Origin of the sequence: Metabacillus arenae (assembly GCF_014773385.1) — a bacterium.
In the GTDB taxonomy this organism is placed as follows: Bacteria; Bacillota; Bacilli; order Bacillales; family Bacillaceae; genus Metabacillus_D; species Metabacillus_D arenae.
This window is the reverse complement of record NZ_JACXAI010000006.1, coordinates 65,982-84,882: the sequence shown is the minus strand read 5'-3', so window position 1 is coordinate 84,882 and position 18,901 is coordinate 65,982. Positions and strand designations below refer to the sequence as shown.

Here is an 18,901-nt window from a genome sequence, read left to right as displayed (position 1 = left end):
TCTTTAGTCCTGAAACAATCCGGACCAGCATTTTCGTAAAGCTCGACTTGTGCTCCTTATTGGCTAATCAAGAGGTTTCTTAAGCTTACCGTTCTATCTCCGTCTATTCCGGTTTCGTAAAAATGTAGGAATATCAAGTGTGTCATCAGCTTGCTGTGACCCGCCGCGGTGCATAGGCTCTTGAACAGGCTCTTCTCTCTTCAATTCACGCTTAGGTGAAGGGGAAGAAGATCCTTGAGGCTTTCCAGTACCACCAAATGGACGAGAAGGTTTACTTTGGGCAAGTTCATGTTCACTAAACCCGGTTGCAATGACAGTCACAACGACTTCGTCCTTTAGATTTTCGTTCATGACAGAACCAAAAATCATATTTACATCTTGATCTGAAGCAGATGCAACGATGTCAGCTGCTTCTTGAACTTCATATAGACTTAGGTTAGTTCCACCTGTGATGTTCATAATGACACCCTGTGCACCATCAATTGATGTTTCAAGCAGCGGGCTGGAGATAGCCTTTTTCGCAGCTTCAGCTGCCCGGCTCTCACCAGTAGCTATGCCGATTCCCATTAAGGCAGAGCCTTTATTGGACATGATTGTCTTCACATCTGCAAAGTCAAGATTGATAAGTCCCGGAGTCGCAATTAACTCAGAAATACCTTGTACACCTTGACGTAATACATTATCTGCTTCTCTAAATGCTTCCAGCATCGGTGTATTTTTATCAACAATTTCTAATAAACGGTCATTTGGAATAACAATAAGCGTATCTACTGCTTCCTTCATGGAGGTTATTCCGCCAGCAGCCTGCATAGCCCGTTTGCGTCCTTCAAATGTAAACGGTCTCGTAACAACACCTACAGTTAACGCACCTAAATCCTTTGAAATTTGCGCAATAACAGGTGCAGCACCAGTTCCTGTTCCGCCTCCCATTCCAGCTGTTACAAAGACCATATCAGCGCCTCTTAATGCTTCTTCGATTTGTTCTTTGCTTTCTTCAGCTGCCTTTTTACCAACTTCAGGATTAGCGCCTGCCCCTAATCCACGAGTTATTTTTGAACCAATTTGCATTTTTGTTTCTGCTTTTGATAAGTTTAAAGCTTGAGCATCTGTGTTAACCGCGATAAATTCTACTCCTTGTACACCATGCTCTATCATACGATTAACAGCGTTGTTTCCTCCACCGCCAACCCCAATCACTTTTATGGTAGCTAAGCCATCAATATTTGTTTCAAACTCCAACATGCAAAATCCTCCTAATCCATCATATAACTTCCTGCGCCTCGCTGATCATTCAAAGAAATAACCAAAAATTTTCTTCATTTTACTTTCTTTCTTTTCCCCTTTTGGTTGTTCCTTAGGCTTTGAACGCTGTACTTTTTCTTCCCTTGTAGCCGCTACTTCTTTCGTTTCTACTGGTACATTTGAACCTATATTTCTGCCTTGAATTTTCGCATTCTTGTAAGCAAATTTAATTAAACCGACACCTGTCATATACTGCGGCTCTCTTACTCCAATATAATCAGGCTTTGCAATTCTAACATTATTTTGAAGAACAGCTTGAGATAGTTCTAAAACTCCTGGAAGATTCACTGTTCCGCCGGTTAGCACGAAGCCCCCAGCCAGATCACGAACACCCATTCTTCTTAGTTCCTGCCTAATCATCTCAAGTATTTCTTCTAATCTAGCTTCTATAATATCAGAAATATCTAATTGGCTAAACTGTTGCTTTTGATCCGTTCCAATAATGGAAACTTCAAATATCTCATCTTCTGATGCAAAATCATAAAAGGCATGGCCATGCTTCATTTTAATTCTTTCCGCTTCTTCAGTTGAAGTTCGAAGACCGATTGATAAATCTTTTGTAATATTTTCACCGCCAACAGGCAATACGCTGGTTGAAGTTAAGTGACCCTCTTCAAAGACAGCTATCGTTGTTGAGCCTCCGCCGATATCTATCGAAGCAACACCTAAATTCTTCTCATCTTTAGAAAGAGCTACAGAACCAGCTGCCAAAGGCTGGAGACATATATCAGAAACTTCTAAATTTGCTCGATCAACGCATCTTAAAAGATTATGTAAAATCGTTTTGGAGCCGGTTATCAGGGTTCCTTCTACTTCTAAACGAACACCCAGCATTTTTTTAGGATCTGTTATCTCATCCCGGCCGTCTACGATAAACTGCCTTGGAATAATATCAATAATTAATTGTTCCGGCGGTATTGAGATGACCTGGGCGGCTTCCATTACGCGTTTTATATCTTCACCAGATATTTCTTTATTCTCACTTGATACTGCTACTACTCCATGAGTATCTTGAACCTGAATATGATTACCGTTCACACCGACGATAACACGGTCAATAGAAACACCAATCATTCTTTCGGCCTGTTCGATTGCTTTACGAATAGAATGAACAGTTTCATCTATATCCACAATCGATCCTTTTCTAAGCCCTTGAGATTGAACATTCCCAACCCCAATAATATTTAGATTTTCATCGGACATTTCACCGATTATGACTTTAACGCTGGATGTACCGATGTCAAGACTTACAAATATTTCGTTGTTGTTCATTCTATGGCACCTCCTTACCATCTATCATTTCTATTCTATTATTTGTTCTACAACAATACAATCATTCTAGTATTACAAGTATGTAACAGGAAAAACTGTCCAAACTTATGAAAAACTAGCTCCCCAAATAAAACGACTAATCATTTTTGGGAACGAAAAAACTATTAGAAAAAGTCTTTTCTTTCTTTGTTGTATTCGGCATAACCGCTTTTTTCCCTTTTTAGAAATTAACTTTTTTTCAACTTTTCTCTTGAAAGACTCCATTTTGATAAAATCAATCTTCGAATAACCGCTATGTTCTGGAACAACCTTACCCCAAATGCAAACATAGCCACTAAATATAAGTCTACACCAAGATGAACACCTAGAAAAGCTAAACTTGCAGCTAAAATAATATTAAAGAAAAAGCCAGACACAAACACCATTTCATCATAAATATTTTGCAGGTGTGCTCGTATTCCGCCTAAAAGTGTATCAAGAGCCGCTAAGATCGCGACAGAAAGATAATTGGAATATTCGGAGGGAATTCTTAATTCTGTTAATAGACCTAAAAAGATTCCTAAAATCAAGCCTATAATTGGAAGCCACATCTTTAGCTCTCCCCTCCTTTTTCTGTCTTAACTGGTTTTAAATGCTTTACACGGATTGATTCGTCATAGGCAGGAATGATCAAGTTTTCATCTGGTTGAGTGATGTCAAGGACTAGGTTATCAAGTGCAAATAAATCCCCAATAGTGGATGCGCTCATTCGGTTGTAAAGCTTCTCTGGATCTTTCCCAATCACCTTTATTTCGATGGGATATGTGTTTAAGCTGTATCCGTCAATTTTTGTTATTTGATTAATGTCTCTAATAACGGACGTGTTGACCAGTCTTCTCCCATTAATGGAAATATGGTCAGCTTCATACGAATTAAGCTCATTTATTAGACGCTTAATTAAATCAGGTGAAACATTTTCCAGCTCCGCGCCTAAAAGCTCTTCCTTCATAAGCGGCTTTATTTTTATAACAATACCTTTGCCGCTTACTTCCGATAAACCAGCATCTTCTTTGAGCTGATTAAGAGTTTCATTTAAAGCTGTTTCAGAACTATCACTTACTTCGTCCTCATAGTTTTTAATAAGCTGCTCATATTTTCTTATTTCAGCCAGTAATTCCAGCTGCAGCTGTTGTTCCTTGGAAAGGTCTTCTTGGATCTGCCATATATCCCTTGTTTCACGAACAACGGGCTCTTTAATTGACTGAAATTGAATAGCAAGCATAAACCCGAAAATAGCCGTTATAACGGCAAAACTAGCTCTTAATTTTACTTTCGGTTTCATTAACCTCATCACCGTCTTATGAATCCCTCAAACCGTAAAAGGTGACCCGGAAAAGCAGTAAAAATTTACCGCCACCCTAAACGGAATAATATTTATGGATTTTTATTTTCTTGCAGGAGCGGATCCATTTTTATATCAGATTTTTCTTCAACTATCACTTCAATGTTATCATACACTAATTGTTCAACAACTCCACCTGCAATGTTTAAAGCCGGTTTAAGAACGTTCGTATCACCTATTGCGGAAATAACAAAGGGGGCAGGATATTGATTTCCATCGACAGTAATAACAGGTCCATTACAATAAATATACGAATCATGTGACAATCTCTGTCCGTTGATTGAAATTGCACTTGCACCGGATATCAGCAATTCATTGACTACTTTAAAAATATGATTTTCATGAACAATGTAATTATTAACATTTTCCGTATCAGGAATATAAGATGCATCCTTTAGTGTAACCTCAATTCCCTGCCCGTGGACTCCAACTTCCCCAACATACATTCTAAATCGTTCTACATCTTCTACGAGATTGTAAAAAATTCGCTTTTCGTTTTTTAAATTTTCTTCATACTCTCTGACTTTTTCTTGATTCCTATAAAGTTCCTGCTGGAGATCACGATTTCTTTCTTCCTGTACAATCAATTTTTCCTTTAATTCGAACTCTCTTTTCCATTGAGCCGAACTTGCCACATTATTATTTGGTTTTTCACTTGTCAATTGATAGGAAAAGGAGATTAAAAAACCAACAACCAGCATTACAAGGGATAATAAAACATATCTACCCTTCAGTTTCATTCTCCTTTTTCTCTCCTTCTTTTTCTTTCGTCTTATACGCTTCGAAATATGTACCCACCTCTAAGTGGATAATTCCTTTTACAGAAGGATCTAATTGGCTTACAATCGAAGGGTAATTAGACATTTTTTCTGCAAAATCTCTGACAGTAGCACTCACTTCATAACCATCGTTCATATAAAGAGTAACATGCCAAGGATCATTTTTCTTAGGTGTATAATAAATTTCAGAAATCATCCCCAGAATATGCAAAGGAAGTTCACTTAACTGGGCAGTCATTTCTTTTAAGTGCTCCTCGGAATTCCAGTTATACATAATAGGAGCATTGATTGGCAGCTCAGCCTGCGCGGATTCCATAGAATTACCGTTTTCTAAAACGGGATAAAATTGCCCCTTTTTTTTCACATAAGCTACCCGGTTATATTCTTTAACGATGATGGCTATGTTATTAGGCAGTTTTTTCTCAATATGAACATCTTTAATTCCGCCTATGCTCTTAATTTTCTCTATTACTTCGTCGTTTTGGATATTCCAATATCCGGTATTTGTCGTTATTCCACTGACATCTTTAATTTTTTCTGCAGTAAAATAGATGTTGCCCTCTACTTTTACTTTACCTACCTTGCTCAAAGGTGATTGGAAATAAATAACTAGGAGAATAAGCATAAAAAAAAGCGATAAAAACATAATTAGTCTTTTATTCGTTTTTTGCTTTCGTTGCTCTTTCAATTTCGGAATACGATCTTCAATGGATACGATTTTTTCTTCTTTTGTCTGGTTTTTCAAGCTTTTTCACCCCAGCCTAGATAAAGTGAACCTTCTACCACAAGGGAAAATTCCTACATCCTGGAGAGGAGAAGCCGGAAGTGGAATGGATGAAATCAGCGAAAGAACTGATTTCTTTATCAAACCCCTCTTATCCCCTTTATGAATTGGTGATCTTAAGCATTCTGAAATAAAGGCAATTGGTGTCTCTCCGATTGCTTCAATTCCAACCACACACTTCTCACCTCTAGAAATGAGGTCGTAGTTAGGAGGTGATGTACCAGCGGAATGCTGAATTCCTTTAATAAAAAGCCGCCTTTTACCCTTTAATGAACCTAAACATTCAGATTTAATAATAAAAGCAAAGTGCAAGAGCCTCTTCCGCTGCCTGAGGCAAACACGAGTTGAGCTTCTCGGAAAAAGGGTGCTTTTAGCCCTATTGGAAGAATTGGCTTGTGCCCTTTAGAGCCGGGTTAGGCGCTGGAGTCGTACAAGGTAATTTGTTTTATACGCAAATATTTTGATAAACCTAAACTTTTGTTCTTTTTAAAAAATGTTACCTTTGGGAGGATTTTCCTACAAAAAAATAAGAGGTTATATCATTCCGCCAGCTAGAACAGGATAAACATCTTTTTCAAATTAAGAACATAACGATTCAGCTGCTGATTTCAAAGAGGAGTTTGCACCTCCTCATCTTTTATGTATTAAAAACCAGCAAGCTTTCATTTATATTTCAATTCAACTCTCTCAATACAGTGGATCCTTTAATTTTCAGAAAATAAAACCCGGCCCAATATAAAGAGCCAGGCATCTCTGAAACTATTTATCACACTACCAAATGTTGCTATGGCTCAAAACAATTCGTCTATTTCCCTACGACTTCATTATAACATATTAACAGGAAAAATGGACGCATCCTTTTACTGATTTCTACCAATAATTTCTACTTCCGTCTCTATTGTTACTTGATAGTCGTTTAAAATCCTTTCTTTAACATATGCTATCAGGTCTAAAACGTCCCCAGCTGTTGCACCGCCGGCATTAACGATAAAATTACCGTGCATTTCTGATATTTGGGCCCCGCCTATTTGATATCCTTTTAAGCCAGCTTCTTCGACTAACTGGCCCGCATAAAGAGGGAGCGGATTTCTAAATATACTTCCAGCACACGGCAATGACCATGGCTGTGTGTCTCTTCTATAATCTTTATTTTTTTGGATCTCTGCGACAATTTGTTCTTTTTTCCCTTCTTCTAGTTGGAGAACCGCTTCTAATACGATCCCAGGGCGTTTCTTCTGTAAGACAGAAGTCCGATATGAAAATTCCATTTCATCTTTATTTAACCAGCCCTTTGTCCCGTCCGCAAATAAAATATGTGCTTTAATAAGGATATTAGACATGTCTGAACCGTGTGCTCCTGCATTCATATAAACGGCTCCTCCAACGGAACCAGGTATTCCTCCTGCAAACTGTAAGCCTGATAAACCTTGTTTACTCATCATTGTCGCCAATCTTATAATGGAATAGCCCGCTCCGACAGTTAGCGTGTTTCCATCCATTTCAAGGTGATCCAAGCCTGCTCCTAGTTTGATGACAACCCCTTCTATCCCTTCATCTGAGACTAATAGGTTGGAACCTCTGCCTATCGCTCGCCATTTAACACCATGGCTTTTTACGGTAGACAATGTTTTTTCTAAACCTGCCATATCCTTTGGTTCAACAAAAACATCGGCAGGACCGCCGATTTTAATGGTGGTATGACTAGAAAGCATTTCATTTTCGCTGACTTTCCCAATATTTGCGGATCTTAATTCTTGGATTAACTTTTCCATAACTTCCTCCTTTTAGTTCCTTTTTCTTCGATGTCGGTGTCCCTCTAGAAGGATCTGCAGCAATGAAACATTAACTTTTGAAAACTACAATTCTTAAGATAAATCATACAATTTATTAGACAATTTCCTTCATAAGTTTGTAGAGCCTTTGCGCAGCATCAGGTATGCCCAGTTCCTTTGATGCTTTTTTCATTTTATTTAAATTTTCGGAATTTAATAATATATCGTCAATTTTTTCTTCGAGCCGTTTTCCGGATAAATCTTTTTCCAATAATACTAGAGCTGCACCAGAATCACTTAAAGCTTTTGCATTTTTTTCTTGATGGTTCGCTGTAACATATGGACTTGGTATTAATATACTAGGCAAGCCCAAAGCAGTAATTTCTGCTAAAGATGTAGCCCCTGCTCTAGATACAATAAGGTCAACACCCGCTAATACCTCAGGCATATTATGAATAAATGGTTTGATAATAAGCTTGTCAGATTTTCTAGTTTTACCTGCCTCCATCATTACCTTTTCATAATGAACTTCTCCTGTTACATAGATGACCTCATAGTCTTTTTGGTCTATGCTGTTTATCATTTCTAGTACCGCATCATTTATTGGCTTGGCTCCTCTGCTTCCGCCAAAAATTAAAACAGATTTTTTCCCCGGTTTTAAACCAAGTGAGGCTCTTCCCTTTGCACCGTCAACCCCTACTACTTCAGAAGCACGGGGGTTGCCTGTTAATACTGTTTTATTTTCAGGGAAAAAGCTTCTGGCTTCTTCAAAACAGATTGCAATCTTGTCGACATATCGAGCTAAAAATTTGTTTGTTATGCCTGGCAAGCTATTTTGCTCATGAATGACTGTTGGGATGTTAGATTTTGCTGCTGCATAGACGACAGGTCCGCATACAAAGCCTCCTGAACCGATGACGACATCTGCTTTGAATTCCTTTAAATACCGCCTGCTCTTGTTTACTCCTTTAAGAAACCTCATAATTGTTTTGATATTTTCAAATGAGAGACTTCTTTTAAAGCCGGTAATTTCAATTGATTTGAAGGGAATCCCTTCTCTTTCTACAATCTTTTTTTCAAGGCCTTTTTCAGTCCCGATATATAAAAATTCAACATCTGCATGATTCCGTTTAATTTCTTTTATCAAGGCTAAAGCGGGATAAATATGTCCCCCAGTACCGCCTCCACTAACAACTATGCGCATACTATCTTCCCCTATCCTGCCTAATATTGAGTTACAAAAATGAGATAAGGCTAACTCAAATTACCTGTGCCAGCTGCCTCAAACGATCTCGATCCTCTTGTCAAGAAGAAGGAAATGGTTATAAAGGACTGCACGAATGAGTCAGCCTCTGCTGTTATTATTATAAATCATGTACATCTTTAGAAACACAGTAAAATTTATTATGGCTAATACCTGGCATACCGGCTTACATTTAAAAGCACTCCGACAGCCATCAGCATTAAAGTAAGCGAAGAACCTCCATAACTTAAAAACGGCAATGTAATGCCTGTAACAGGCATTAATCCTGTTACAACACCTATATTGATCATAACCTGAATAGCCACCATGGCAATGATTCCGACGGCTATAAAGCTTCCGAAAAGATCAGGTGCACCTAAAGCAATCCTAATTCCCCTCCACAACAGCAGGCTGAAAAGCAGAAGAATAAAGGACCCTCCGATAAAACCGAGCTCCTCGGCCAAAATAGCGAAAATAAAATCAGTCTGCGGCTCTGGAAGATAAAAAAACTTTTGTCTGCTTTGCCCTAATCCAAGACCAAACAAACCTCCGGGTCCAATCGCATAAAGGGATTGGATAATTTGAAATCCGCTCCCGAGAGGATCCTCCCATGGATTTAAAAAAGAGGTAATCCGTTTCATTCGATAAGGAGCAGATAAAACAAGCCCCACAAAGCCGCCAAGTCCAATTAAACCAAGGGCGATAAAATGACTGATGCGAGCTCCAGCTATAAAAATCATGACCGTACATGTCCCAACCATAACGGTTGCGGTGCCTAGATCCGGTTGAAGCATAATCATTCCAAAGGCTATAAACACTAATCCAAGCGAAGGAACCAGGCCCTTTTTAAACGACGTTATTTTCTTTTGATTTTCAGATAAAAACTTGGCTAGGAAGGCAATCATCGCGAGCTTCATAAATTCGGACGGCTGAATGGAAAACGCTCCAACGCCAATCCAGCTTCTTGATCCGTTCCGTTCCATACCTACACCAGGAATTAACACGACAATCAATAAAAAAAAGCAAACAATGATAAGTACCTTTGCCCACGTCCGCCACGTCCAATAATCGATATTCATAATGAAGAACATGGCCACAACTCCAACTCCTGCAAACAAGAGCTGTCTTTTTGCAAAATAAAAGGAGTCATCGAATTTATAAGTAGCCCACACGGCACTTGCACTATAAACCATGATGAGTCCAATTGTTAATAAAAGTAACGTAAGAATGACTAGTATAAAATCTGGTGTAGACTTTTTTGCTGTCAACGCCGAACACCCCAATGACCATTATTAAGGGCTTGGCTATAAAGAACCTTGTTTGTACGAGCCCTTATTTTAACTTATGCACGGCGTTTATAAAAATGTCTCCTCTTTGCTCAAATGTTTTGTATTGATCCCAGCTTGCACAGGCTGGTGATAAAAGAATCACATCTCCCTCTAGAGAGAGATCAAACGCCGAAAATACTGCTTGTTCCACATTATCGACACGTTTGACCACTTCTATTCCTGCCTCGGTGCAGATCCGCTCTAATTTAGGTGCAGTTTGACCAAAAGTTACAATTGCTTTTACATTAGTTAGAGATGGTAATAACTCATCAAATTCATTTCCTCGGTCTAATCCGCCTGCAAGTAAAATGGTTGGCTCGTTAAAAGCCTGCAGCGCTTTTGTTGTCGCAAGAATGTTTGTTGCTTTTGAATCATTATAAAATTTACGATTATGAATCTTATCAACAAATTGAAGGCGGTGTTTGACTCCCGAAAACGAGGTTAATACTTTTTGTATAGCGGAAGTGTCTACCCCTCGTGATTTTACAATCGCAACAGCAGCAAGGATGTTTTCTAAGTTATGCCTTCCAGGTAATACAATTTCCTTTACATCGATAATTTTTTCTTGATTAAAATAAAGGGTATTTTCTTTAATATAAGCTCCAGAAGTTAACTCTTTAGAAACAGAAAAGTAAATTTTTTCTGCTTTTGATAATTCTCCTAAACGGCAAACGTCCTGATCATCGTAATTTATGATTGCAATATCTTCCTCCGTTTGATTTTCATAAATCTTGCCTTTTGCGGTTGTATATTCGGCTCTTGTCCCATGATAGTCTAGATGAGCATCAAAAATATTTAATATCGCAGCAATCTTTGGTTTGAATTCAATTGTTCCTAAGAGCTGGAAAGAAGACAATTCAGTTACAAGAACATTATGCTTTGTTGCTTCCTGTGCAACTTCACAAGAAACGGTACCAATGTTACCTGCAATTAAAGGCTTCTTTTCTCCTTCTCTCATCATTTCATAGACTAGCGTAGTCGTTGTCGTTTTCCCATTAGAGCCTGTTATTCCTATGATGTCAGCTTCAGAAATTTTATAGGCAAGCTCAACCTCTGTGACAACAGGAATATTTTTTTGGAAAGCCTGTTTTACAATTGGGTTGGAGTAAGGAATACCAGGATTCTTGACTACAAACGATATTTTTTTATCTTCAAGTAAAGTAGGCGGGTGACTTCCGCAAATAACATCTAAGCCTAAAAGCTCCAATTCTTTTGCCGCTTCGTTATCTTCTAATGGCTTCATGTCATTTACGGTAACGACCGCACCAAGAGTATGCAGGAGCCTCGCTGCTGCCAGTCCGCTTTTAGCTAAACCTAATACAAGAACTTGCTTATTTTTAAATTCATTCACCTGTTTCACTTTACAACCACACCTCAATATAAATTCCTAACACAGCTAAAAGAAAGCCAACCGACCAAAAGGTCACAACAACGCGCCATTCAGACCAGCCTACAAGCTCGTAATGATGATGAAGCGGGCTCATTTTAAAGACGCGTTTTCCTGTTGTTTTAAAAGAAATTACCTGAATAATAACAGAGAGTGTCTCAAGAACAAAGACGCCTCCGATTAATACTAATAATATTTCAAGCTTAGTTAAAATAGCCACTGTCACAATGGCTCCCCCTAAGGCAAGAGAGCCGGTATCACCCATAAATACTTTTGCAGGATGTGCATTAAACACTAGGAAACCTAACACAGCCCCGACAACAGCAACAGAAAAGATGGCAACATCATATTGCGACTGGTTCCATGCCAGCACAGCAAACGCGCCAAATGCAATCGCTGCTGTCCCAGACAATAAACCGTCCAAACCATCTGTTAAATTAACGGCATTTGATCCGCCGACTAACATAAAAATAATCAATAGAACATAAGCCCAGCCAAGATCCAGCGAGAGATCTGTACCAGGTAAACGCACTTCTGATGAAAACCCATATTGGTTAAAAACAATATAAAATATGATGGCAATGATAATCTGACCGAGCAGCTTTTGTTTTGATGTAAGGCCTAAGTTCCTTTTCATGACTACTTTAATAAAGTCGTCCAAGAAACCTAGTAAGCCATATCCTAATGTAACAAATAAAAGCAGATACATTTCAACTGACAGCTCTGAAAACTTCCCGGTCATGACAATTGTAGCCACTACAATTGAGAGGATGATCATGATTCCTCCCATAGTTGGTGTTCCTGTTTTTTTCAGATGAGATTGCGGGCCCTCTTCACGAATACTTTGTCCGAATTTTAACCTTCTTAAAAAAGGAATGAAAATGGGCGAGAGTAAGACACTTATTAAGAAAGCCATTAAGATCGTAAATAAGATAACTTGCTCAAGCATCGGGTCCCACTTCCCTTCCTGAGGATTTCATTAACGTTTTTACGAATACATCATATGTACCTATTTCAAATTTATGTTTACAAACCTTTAACAATCTCATTTTATCAACATCTCTTTCTAAAAAATTCTTTCATTCCTGATTAAGTTTTAGTTCTAATAGAGCGCTTTTTGCTACTTCCCGGTCATCGAAATTAAAAATTTCTTGTCCAATTTGCTGGTACGTTTCATGGCCTTTACCGGCAATCAGGACAACATCCCCCGGTTTAGCATTTGCAATCGCAAAATAGATTGCCTTCTCTCTATTCACAATAGAATGATAGTATTGATCTTTCGCCCCAGCTTCCATATCTTGAAGGATATCGATTGGATTTTCACTTCTCGGATTATCAGAAGTGAAAATGGATTCGTCCGCATATTTCGTTGCGATTTCTGCCATCAATGGACGTTTCGTTTTATCTCTGTCTCCTCCGCAGCCAACAACAACGAATGTTCTGTTTTGGGCAAATTGCTTCACAGTTGTTAATACATTTTCAAGACTGTCCGGTGTATGAGCGTAATCAACAATAACTGTAAAATCCTGTCCCTCATTCACAACCTCAAATCTGCCTCTTACCCCCTCCATGTCTTCAATAGCACGAACAATCGTTTCAAAATCAATATTAGAAGCTAAACAAGCAGAGACAGCAGCAAGGACATTATACACACTAAATTTCCCAATTAGCTTCATGCATACCTTGCGCTGTCCTTTTGGTGTATACAAATCAAAAACAGTCCCTGCCGATGTCATTTGAATATTATCAGCCTTTACATCCGAATCTTGCTCTATACCATACGAGATAATATGAGCTGTCGTCATTTTGGAAAAATGTTCTGTTGCTGGGTCATCAAGATTTAAAATTGCAAACTTCGGCCGCTTATGATCAAAGCGATTACCTAATTGAGCAAACAATAGCCCTTTAGCTTGTCTATAGGCTTCCATTGTTTCATGATAATCCAAATGGTCTTGTGATAGATTTGTAAAGACAGCCACATCATAATCACACCCATGCACTCTTCCCATATGAAGAGCGTGCGAAGATACTTCCATAACCGCAGTGTCTACTTTTTGATCTACCATTTGTTTAAAAGTCTTTTGCAACGTTAAGCTTTCAGGAGTTGTATTCTTAACGCTATATGTTTGTTCACCTATTTTTATGTACATTGTTCCGATTAACCCGTTTTTTTTCTGTGCTTTGTTTAAAATGTGTTCAATAATATGGGTCGTCGTCGTTTTTCCATTGGTTCCTGTTACTCCGATCAGATTCAGCTTGTGTGTCGGCTGTCCATAAAACACATCAGCAAGGACAGCCATCGCTCTTTTTGTATCTTTAACGATGACGACAGGAACATCTGCTTCCACAAACTCCTCTGCAAGGATTGCTGCTGCACCCTTTTGGACAGCTTGCTTCACATAATGATGGCCATCAACAGTAAAACCTTTGATGCAAATAAACAAGCTCCCAGCTTTTACTTCACGGGAGTCCATTTCAATTGATTGAATAACAGGGTTTTCGTCTAAATGTATTGAATCATTATGTAAATATTGCAGTAAATCTTTTAATTTCATCTTTATCAAACCTCTCAGGACACATTCATTTCCATTGATAACATACAGTAGATATTTTAGCGCAATTAGAGGAAAAGAGCTATATTTCATTTCAAAATTAGCCTAAGTTTTATGAATAATACTAATTATTTTCCTGAGTTTAAGAAAAGGAATAGGGCATACCTAACGATCAGAGCCCGGCACTTCCCGCTCTATAGACAAGCGATCCAAAATGAAGTGTTCGTTGACGAGCCGGTTACTTATCAGGTACACCCCTTCTAATTTCTTGCTTTTTCGTCTTTATTCCTCTTTGGATTGATCTTTTTCTTCACCTAAATAGACCCGCAAGGTTGATCCTTCCTTCACTTTCACACCGGGCTTAGGTGACTGTTCTACAACGACGTCTCCTTCACCTGCTACATCTAATTTAATGTTATACAATGCTTGAGAAATTTCATTTGTTGTGAGCCCTAAAACATTCGGAACTTCAAATAATTTTGTGTCCAACCATTGGTATTCTTTTTCAATTTGATTCTTTCGCGGTTTCACACCTATTGCCGGCAAGCTGTCTCTCATAATATTTCCAACAATTGGAGCTGCAACTGTCCCCCCGAATTGAATGGTTCCTTTTGGATTATCGACAGCAATATAGACAACAAGCTCAGGATCATCTGCAGGGGCAAAACCAATAAAGGAAACAATATGATTATTTTTCATATACTTTCCGTCTTTTACTTTTTGGGCAGTACCAGTTTTCCCTCCAACTCTGTACCCTTCTACAAACGCATTTCTCCCAGTCCCTTGGGCAACTACACTTTCTAGGGCATGACGAATTTGTTTAGAAGTTTCCTCTGATATTACCCGCCTTTTTGCTTCTGGTGTCGTTTTATTGACAACTTCCTTTGTAGCAGGATCAATCCATTCCTTTGCTATATATGGTGTGTATAGCACACCTCCATTAACAGCCGCTGCAACAGCCGCAACCTGTTGAATTGGAGTAACAGATACCCCTTGGCCGAATGCAGTTGTTGCTTGTTCAACTGGTCCGACTCGATCTAAATTAAAGAGGATTCCTTTCCCTTCCCCCTGCAGATCAATGCCTGTTTTCTCTCCAAAACCAAAGCCTTTAATATATTTAAATAATGTTGATTTTCCTAATCGATCTCCTAACTCCACAAATCCTGGGTTACAAGAGTTTTGGACGACTTCAAGGAAAGACTGACTTCCATGACCGCCCGCCTTCCAGCACCTAAGTCTTGCCCCATCTACCTCTACAGCACCAGAATCGTGAAAATGATCATTCTCAAGGTTTACTTTATTTTCCTCCAGTGCAGCTGCAAGTGTAATAATTTTAAAGGTTGATCCTGGCTCATATGAGCTCCAAACAGGTAAATTGCGATTATAAACCATAGGATCAACTTCTTTGTAATTAGCCGGGTCGAAAGTTGGCCTCGAGGACATCGCCACGATCTCCCCATTTTTTGGATTCATCGCAATGGCAATCATTCCATCCGGGTTATAAGTCGCTTCAGCATTATCCAATTCTCGTTCAATAATCGTTTGAACTCTAGAATCAATCGTTAGCTTTAAATCAAGTCCATCCTCAGGAGCTGAATATTCATCTGCCTCTTCCGGCATCCTTTTCCCTTTCGCATCAGAATAAAATTTTACATTACCTTTTTCCCCTTGTAATTGTTCATCGTAAAACGCCTCTAACCCTAATAATCCTTGGTTATCAATGCCTGCAAATCCTAAAACGTGTGAAAGATAGCTTCCAAACGGATAATGACGAATAGAATCCTCTGCAATATAAACACCTTTTAAACCAAGCGCCTGAACCTCACTCGCTTTTTCATTCGAAATTTTTCTTCCTTCTGGATTAATTTTTTCAATCGAAGTTTTTTTCGTAATATGCCCGTAGGCTTTTTCTTTTGACATATTCAGAACGGCAGCCAGCTTTTCAGCTGTCTCCGCTGGATTTTCTACTTGTCTTGGGACGACATATATAGTAGGCGCACTTTTGTTTGTCGCAAGTTCAACCCCATTTCGATCAAGGATTTCCCCTCTTTGCGGTTCAAAAGGAATGTTGCGGCTCCATGAATCCTTCGCCAAAGCAGTCAGCTTTTCTCCTAGAAAGAATTGAACGTATCCAAGACGCATATCAATCACAAAAAAAATGAGAAATCCGATGAATAGAACGATTGCCAATCTCCGCCTAACTGTTACATTCGAGACGCGCATTCTTCGACCACTCCTTGTCCATGCTGATTCAAATATATGCTTGTACCCGCTTAAATAGAACGAAAAACGCCAAGGCTCTGGTTCGTCGTTAACAAGCAAAAAAAGAGAGCAGGAAGGATGTTCATTAACCTAATACAGGATGGTTATATCCATTAGACCAAAAGCGGCCGATGCTTGGAAAAAACCACCCATTTCCCTTTATAAATGTGGCGATCTTAAACATTCCGTAATAAAGGCAATCAGAAAAATAGAGCAAATCGGGCATCATATGCGGTTCATGATGCCCCGAAATCGGAAAAAAAGTAAATTGATCGCCATCGTTAAAGGTTGATGTCCAATGACATCTTAAATAGCGAAATAAATTGGGAACGAAATTTTTCTTGTAAGATAAACAACAATTTTTTGAAAAGAGCCTTTTATAAAAACACCTCACTTTAGTGTGCCACTCGAAATTAATCGGATGACGGTGCAATTATTTGGGTAACGGCGCATTTATTAGGATAACGGTGCATGCATTCTCATGAACAGCGCTTGACTCAACTTAAACTTCCTTCTGAACAGGCAAAGAAAGCATAAACCATTCAAAATGCTGAATTTACTTTTTTAAAGGATTGGCTTGTAATTTGTAAAGCTCGTTAGGCCTGTTCACTTGATCTTTAAAAAGCATTGCAATTAATCAAAAGGGGACAGGCACCTTATTGATAAGATGTCTGTCCCCCAACTTCAAACGATGCTTTATGGCTTTTTAAAGCTGACTTTAATTTTATCCCCTTTTTTTACAACTGTGCCAGGCTTCATATTTTGCGTTTTCACAAAGCCTGATCCACTTAAGTCTAATTCAATTTCTAAAATCGTTGAGAGCTTCATGACATCACGCTTTGACCATCCAGTTAAATCAGGCAGCTTTACAGGACCGCCAGAGTGTATAAACACTTTCTCGTTTTTAGAAACAGAGATTCCCTCTTCAGGATATTGAGTTTCAGCAGTTTCTCCATTTCCAAGCACGACAGGGTCGACGCCCATCTGTTTTAACTTCTCGTTAACAACAGACATGCTTTCACCTTCAAAATCAGGCATTGAAAGCGGACTTTCCGGCTTTTCTTTTTCCGCCTTTTTACTATCATCAGGCTTAATTTGCTTATATTGCAGACTGTTTTTCATGACCGTGTTAAAAACAGTGGCAACAGGCATTGACCCAGCTTCATCAGGTTCCAGTTCTGGCTGCTGGACAGCTACATAGACAATAAATTCAGGGTCATCCTTAGGAGCAAATCCCATAAATGAAAAAATATAATTATCCTGTCCGGTTAATAATTTTCCATTTTCATACAATTGAGCAGTTCCTGTTTTACCTGCAACGTCATAACCATCAATTTGAAATGGCTGCCCAGTTCCTTTTTCAGAAGTTACGGCCGTTTCTAAAATATCTAGAACTTTCTCAGAGGTTTCTTTAGAGATTGGCTGGCCGACAATTTCTGATTTATTCTCGCTGACTACCTCTTTCTTGTTTGGGTCAACGATGCGGTCTATAACGTATGGCTTCATCATTTTCCCATCATTAGCGATTGCTGTAGCTGCTTGAATTTGCTGGATAGGAGTGATGGCGGAAGCCTGACCAAAAGCAGTTTGAATTTTATCAATTTTATAATGGTAGTTTATTTTGCTATTTGCCTCTCCGGGGAGATCGATACCTGTCTTCTTATCAAAATGAAACTTGCTTAAATATTGCTTAAATCTTTCAAACCCTATTTTCTTTTCGACTAAATTGGCCATGGCAACATTAGAAGACCTTTGGATCCCTTCATCATATGTGATTGAACCCCAGCCTTTATTATTATGGTCACTTATTCTTCCACCAGAGCCTATTTCATAGGAACCAGACTGAAATTTTTCCTGACCATTATAAACACCCTCTTCAATCGCGGAAGCTAACGTATAAATCTTCATCGTTGAACCCGGTTCAAAAGGATAGCTGATAATATCATTGTAAAAAGAATTGATATCTCTTTTGTTCGGATCAAAGCTTGGACGTTGTCCCATTGCAAGTATTTTCCCTGTTTTCGGATCGGCAACTACACCCATTATTTTCTTAGGTTCATACTTCTCTGCTGCTTGATTCATTGCATCTTCTAAGAATGCTTGGATCTTTTGGTCAATTGTCAAATAGACATCTTTTCCATGTTCTGGTGGTACTATTTTATCCTCGCTGTTTGGAAGTTTCCAACCATAGTGGTCTTGTTCATATTTAATATAACCATTTTTTTCTTGTAAATGTTTATCTAAGGTTTTTTCCAGACCCATTTTTCCGATAGTTTTGTCTTTCCCATTTGATTGAGCATAGCCGATAAGATGGGAAGCAAATGTACCGCTTGGATAAAACCGGTCTGTCTGCCTTGTAAAAGCTAGTCCAGGCAGCTCTAATTGTTCAATTTTTTCTTTTTGGGAAAAGTCTAAATTGCGGCCTGCTGATCCAAATTCAACTTGATCTCGATCCTTGCTCAATGTTTCTATCAAACTGCTTTCGTCAACCTCCAAAATAGGAGCAAGTTTTGCGGCAGTCTCCTCAACATCAACGACATGGCGAGGTTTATCTGGATCTGTCGTTAGCTTTTCATCTAGAACAGCTACTAACGAATATGTAGAAACATCCTGTGCGATCGGCTCGCCATTTTGATCAAAAATTGTTCCTCGCTTGGCTTCAAGCATTTGTTCCTCTTCATATTTCTCTGCTGCACGTGCAGCAAGAATTTCTCCATTAACCTTGCCAACAGCCTGTAAATATACAAATCTTCCAGTAATGATAAAGAAGAGCAAAGCAAATATTAATGTTAATATTGCTGCTCCTCTATTTATATTTTTATTCTTTTTTTTCATCATG

Annotated in this window: 14 protein-coding genes; all 14 read right to left on the bottom strand. The window is 38.7% G+C overall.

Annotated elements, in window-relative coordinates; translation table 11 throughout:
- Window positions 1–93 precede the first annotated feature (93 nt).
- Window positions 94–1,242 carry a cell division protein FtsZ gene (gene ftsZ / locus IC621_RS06865; protein WP_191157037.1) on the bottom strand — a complete coding sequence of 383 codons (1,149 nt, stop codon included), beginning with the start codon at window positions 1,240–1,242 and terminating at the stop codon, window positions 94–96.
- A gap of 45 nt (window positions 1,243–1,287) precedes the next feature.
- Window positions 1,288–2,574: a cell division protein FtsA gene (gene ftsA / locus IC621_RS06860; RefSeq protein WP_191157035.1), complete on the bottom strand. Its 1,287-nt coding sequence runs from the start codon at window positions 2,572–2,574 to the stop codon at window positions 1,288–1,290.
- A 227-nt stretch (window positions 2,575–2,801) separates the two neighbouring features.
- Window positions 2,802–3,164: a small basic family protein gene (locus IC621_RS06855; protein WP_191157033.1), complete on the bottom strand. Its 363-nt coding sequence runs from the start codon at window positions 3,162–3,164 to the stop codon at window positions 2,802–2,804.
- A gap of 2 nt (window positions 3,165–3,166) precedes the next feature.
- Entirely contained in the window at window positions 3,167–3,895 is a 729-nt protein-coding gene (locus IC621_RS06850; RefSeq protein ID WP_191157031.1) for a DUF881 domain-containing protein, read from the bottom strand.
- 92 nt (window positions 3,896–3,987) lie between these two features.
- The gene (locus IC621_RS06845) at window positions 3,988–4,689 is read right to left on the bottom strand and encodes a DUF881 domain-containing protein (RefSeq protein ID WP_191157283.1); all 702 of its coding nucleotides are present in this window, start codon (window positions 4,687–4,689) and stop codon (window positions 3,988–3,990) included.
- Entirely contained in the window at window positions 4,679–5,479 is an 801-nt protein-coding gene (locus IC621_RS06840; protein ID WP_224752367.1) for a cell division protein FtsQ/DivIB, read from the bottom strand. The genes IC621_RS06845 and IC621_RS06840 overlap by 11 nt, the downstream gene beginning before the upstream one ends.
- An 899-nt stretch (window positions 5,480–6,378) precedes the next feature.
- On the bottom strand, window positions 6,379–7,290 hold the full coding sequence (murB, locus tag IC621_RS06835; protein ID WP_191157029.1) for a UDP-N-acetylmuramate dehydrogenase: 912 nt from the start codon (window positions 7,288–7,290) through the stop codon (window positions 6,379–6,381).
- 115 nt (window positions 7,291–7,405) lie between these two features.
- The gene (murG, locus tag IC621_RS06830) at window positions 7,406–8,494 is read right to left on the bottom strand and encodes an undecaprenyldiphospho-muramoylpentapeptide beta-N-acetylglucosaminyltransferase (RefSeq protein WP_191157027.1); all 1,089 of its coding nucleotides are present in this window, start codon (window positions 8,492–8,494) and stop codon (window positions 7,406–7,408) included.
- Between the two features lie 206 nt (window positions 8,495–8,700).
- Window positions 8,701–9,801 carry a stage V sporulation protein E gene (spoVE, locus tag IC621_RS06825; RefSeq protein WP_191157025.1) on the bottom strand — a complete coding sequence of 367 codons (1,101 nt, stop codon included), beginning with the start codon at window positions 9,799–9,801 and terminating at the stop codon, window positions 8,701–8,703.
- A gap of 64 nt (window positions 9,802–9,865) precedes the next feature.
- Window positions 9,866–11,221 (bottom strand): UDP-N-acetylmuramoyl-L-alanine--D-glutamate ligase, encoded by a 1,356-nt coding sequence (gene murD, locus IC621_RS06820; RefSeq protein WP_191157023.1) that lies wholly within the window; start codon window positions 11,219–11,221, stop codon window positions 9,866–9,868.
- Window position 11,222: 1 nt separating this feature from the next.
- Window positions 11,223–12,197, bottom strand: coding sequence for a phospho-N-acetylmuramoyl-pentapeptide-transferase (gene mraY, locus IC621_RS06815; protein WP_191157021.1), 975 nt, complete (start codon window positions 12,195–12,197; stop codon window positions 11,223–11,225).
- Between the two features lie 130 nt (window positions 12,198–12,327).
- Window positions 12,328–13,803, bottom strand: coding sequence for a UDP-N-acetylmuramoyl-L-alanyl-D-glutamate--2,6-diaminopimelate ligase (locus IC621_RS06810; RefSeq protein WP_191157019.1), 1,476 nt, complete (start codon window positions 13,801–13,803; stop codon window positions 12,328–12,330).
- Window positions 13,804–14,082: 279 nt separating this feature from the next.
- Window positions 14,083–16,023 carry a stage V sporulation protein D gene (locus IC621_RS06805; RefSeq protein ID WP_191157017.1) on the bottom strand — a complete coding sequence of 647 codons (1,941 nt, stop codon included), beginning with the start codon at window positions 16,021–16,023 and terminating at the stop codon, window positions 14,083–14,085.
- Window positions 16,024–16,758: 735 nt separating this feature from the next.
- Entirely contained in the window at window positions 16,759–18,897 is a 2,139-nt protein-coding gene (locus IC621_RS06800) for a penicillin-binding protein (RefSeq protein ID WP_191157281.1), read from the bottom strand.
- Between the last annotated feature and the right edge of the window lie 4 nt (window positions 18,898–18,901).

Bases quoted from the DNA above. Each gene is read 5' to 3' on its own strand.
- murG (WP_191157027.1), bottom strand. From the start codon at position 8,494: ATGCGCATAGTTGTTAGTGGAGGCGGTACTGGGGGACATATTTATCCC.
- IC621_RS06855 (WP_191157033.1), bottom strand. From the start codon at position 3,164: ATGTGGCTTCCAATTATAGGCTTGATTTTAGGAATCTTTTTAGGTCTA.
- IC621_RS06810 (WP_191157019.1), bottom strand. From the start codon at position 13,803: ATGAAATTAAAAGATTTACTGCAATATTTACATAATGATTCAATACAT.
- ftsA (WP_191157035.1), bottom strand. From the start codon at position 2,574: ATGAACAACAACGAAATATTTGTAAGTCTTGACATCGGTACATCCAGC.
- mraY (WP_191157021.1), bottom strand. From the start codon at position 12,197: ATGCTTGAGCAAGTTATCTTATTTACGATCTTAATGGCTTTCTTAATA.
- murB (WP_191157029.1), bottom strand. From the start codon at position 7,290: ATGGAAAAGTTAATCCAAGAATTAAGATCCGCAAATATTGGGAAAGTC.
- IC621_RS06850 (WP_191157031.1), bottom strand. From the start codon at position 3,895: ATGAAACCGAAAGTAAAATTAAGAGCTAGTTTTGCCGTTATAACGGCT.
- ftsZ (WP_191157037.1), bottom strand. From the start codon at position 1,242: ATGTTGGAGTTTGAAACAAATATTGATGGCTTAGCTACCATAAAAGTG.
- IC621_RS06805 (WP_191157017.1), bottom strand. From the start codon at position 16,023: ATGCGCGTCTCGAATGTAACAGTTAGGCGGAGATTGGCAATCGTTCTA.
- IC621_RS06800 (WP_191157281.1), bottom strand. From the start codon at position 18,897: ATGAAAAAAAAGAATAAAAATATAAATAGAGGAGCAGCAATATTAACA.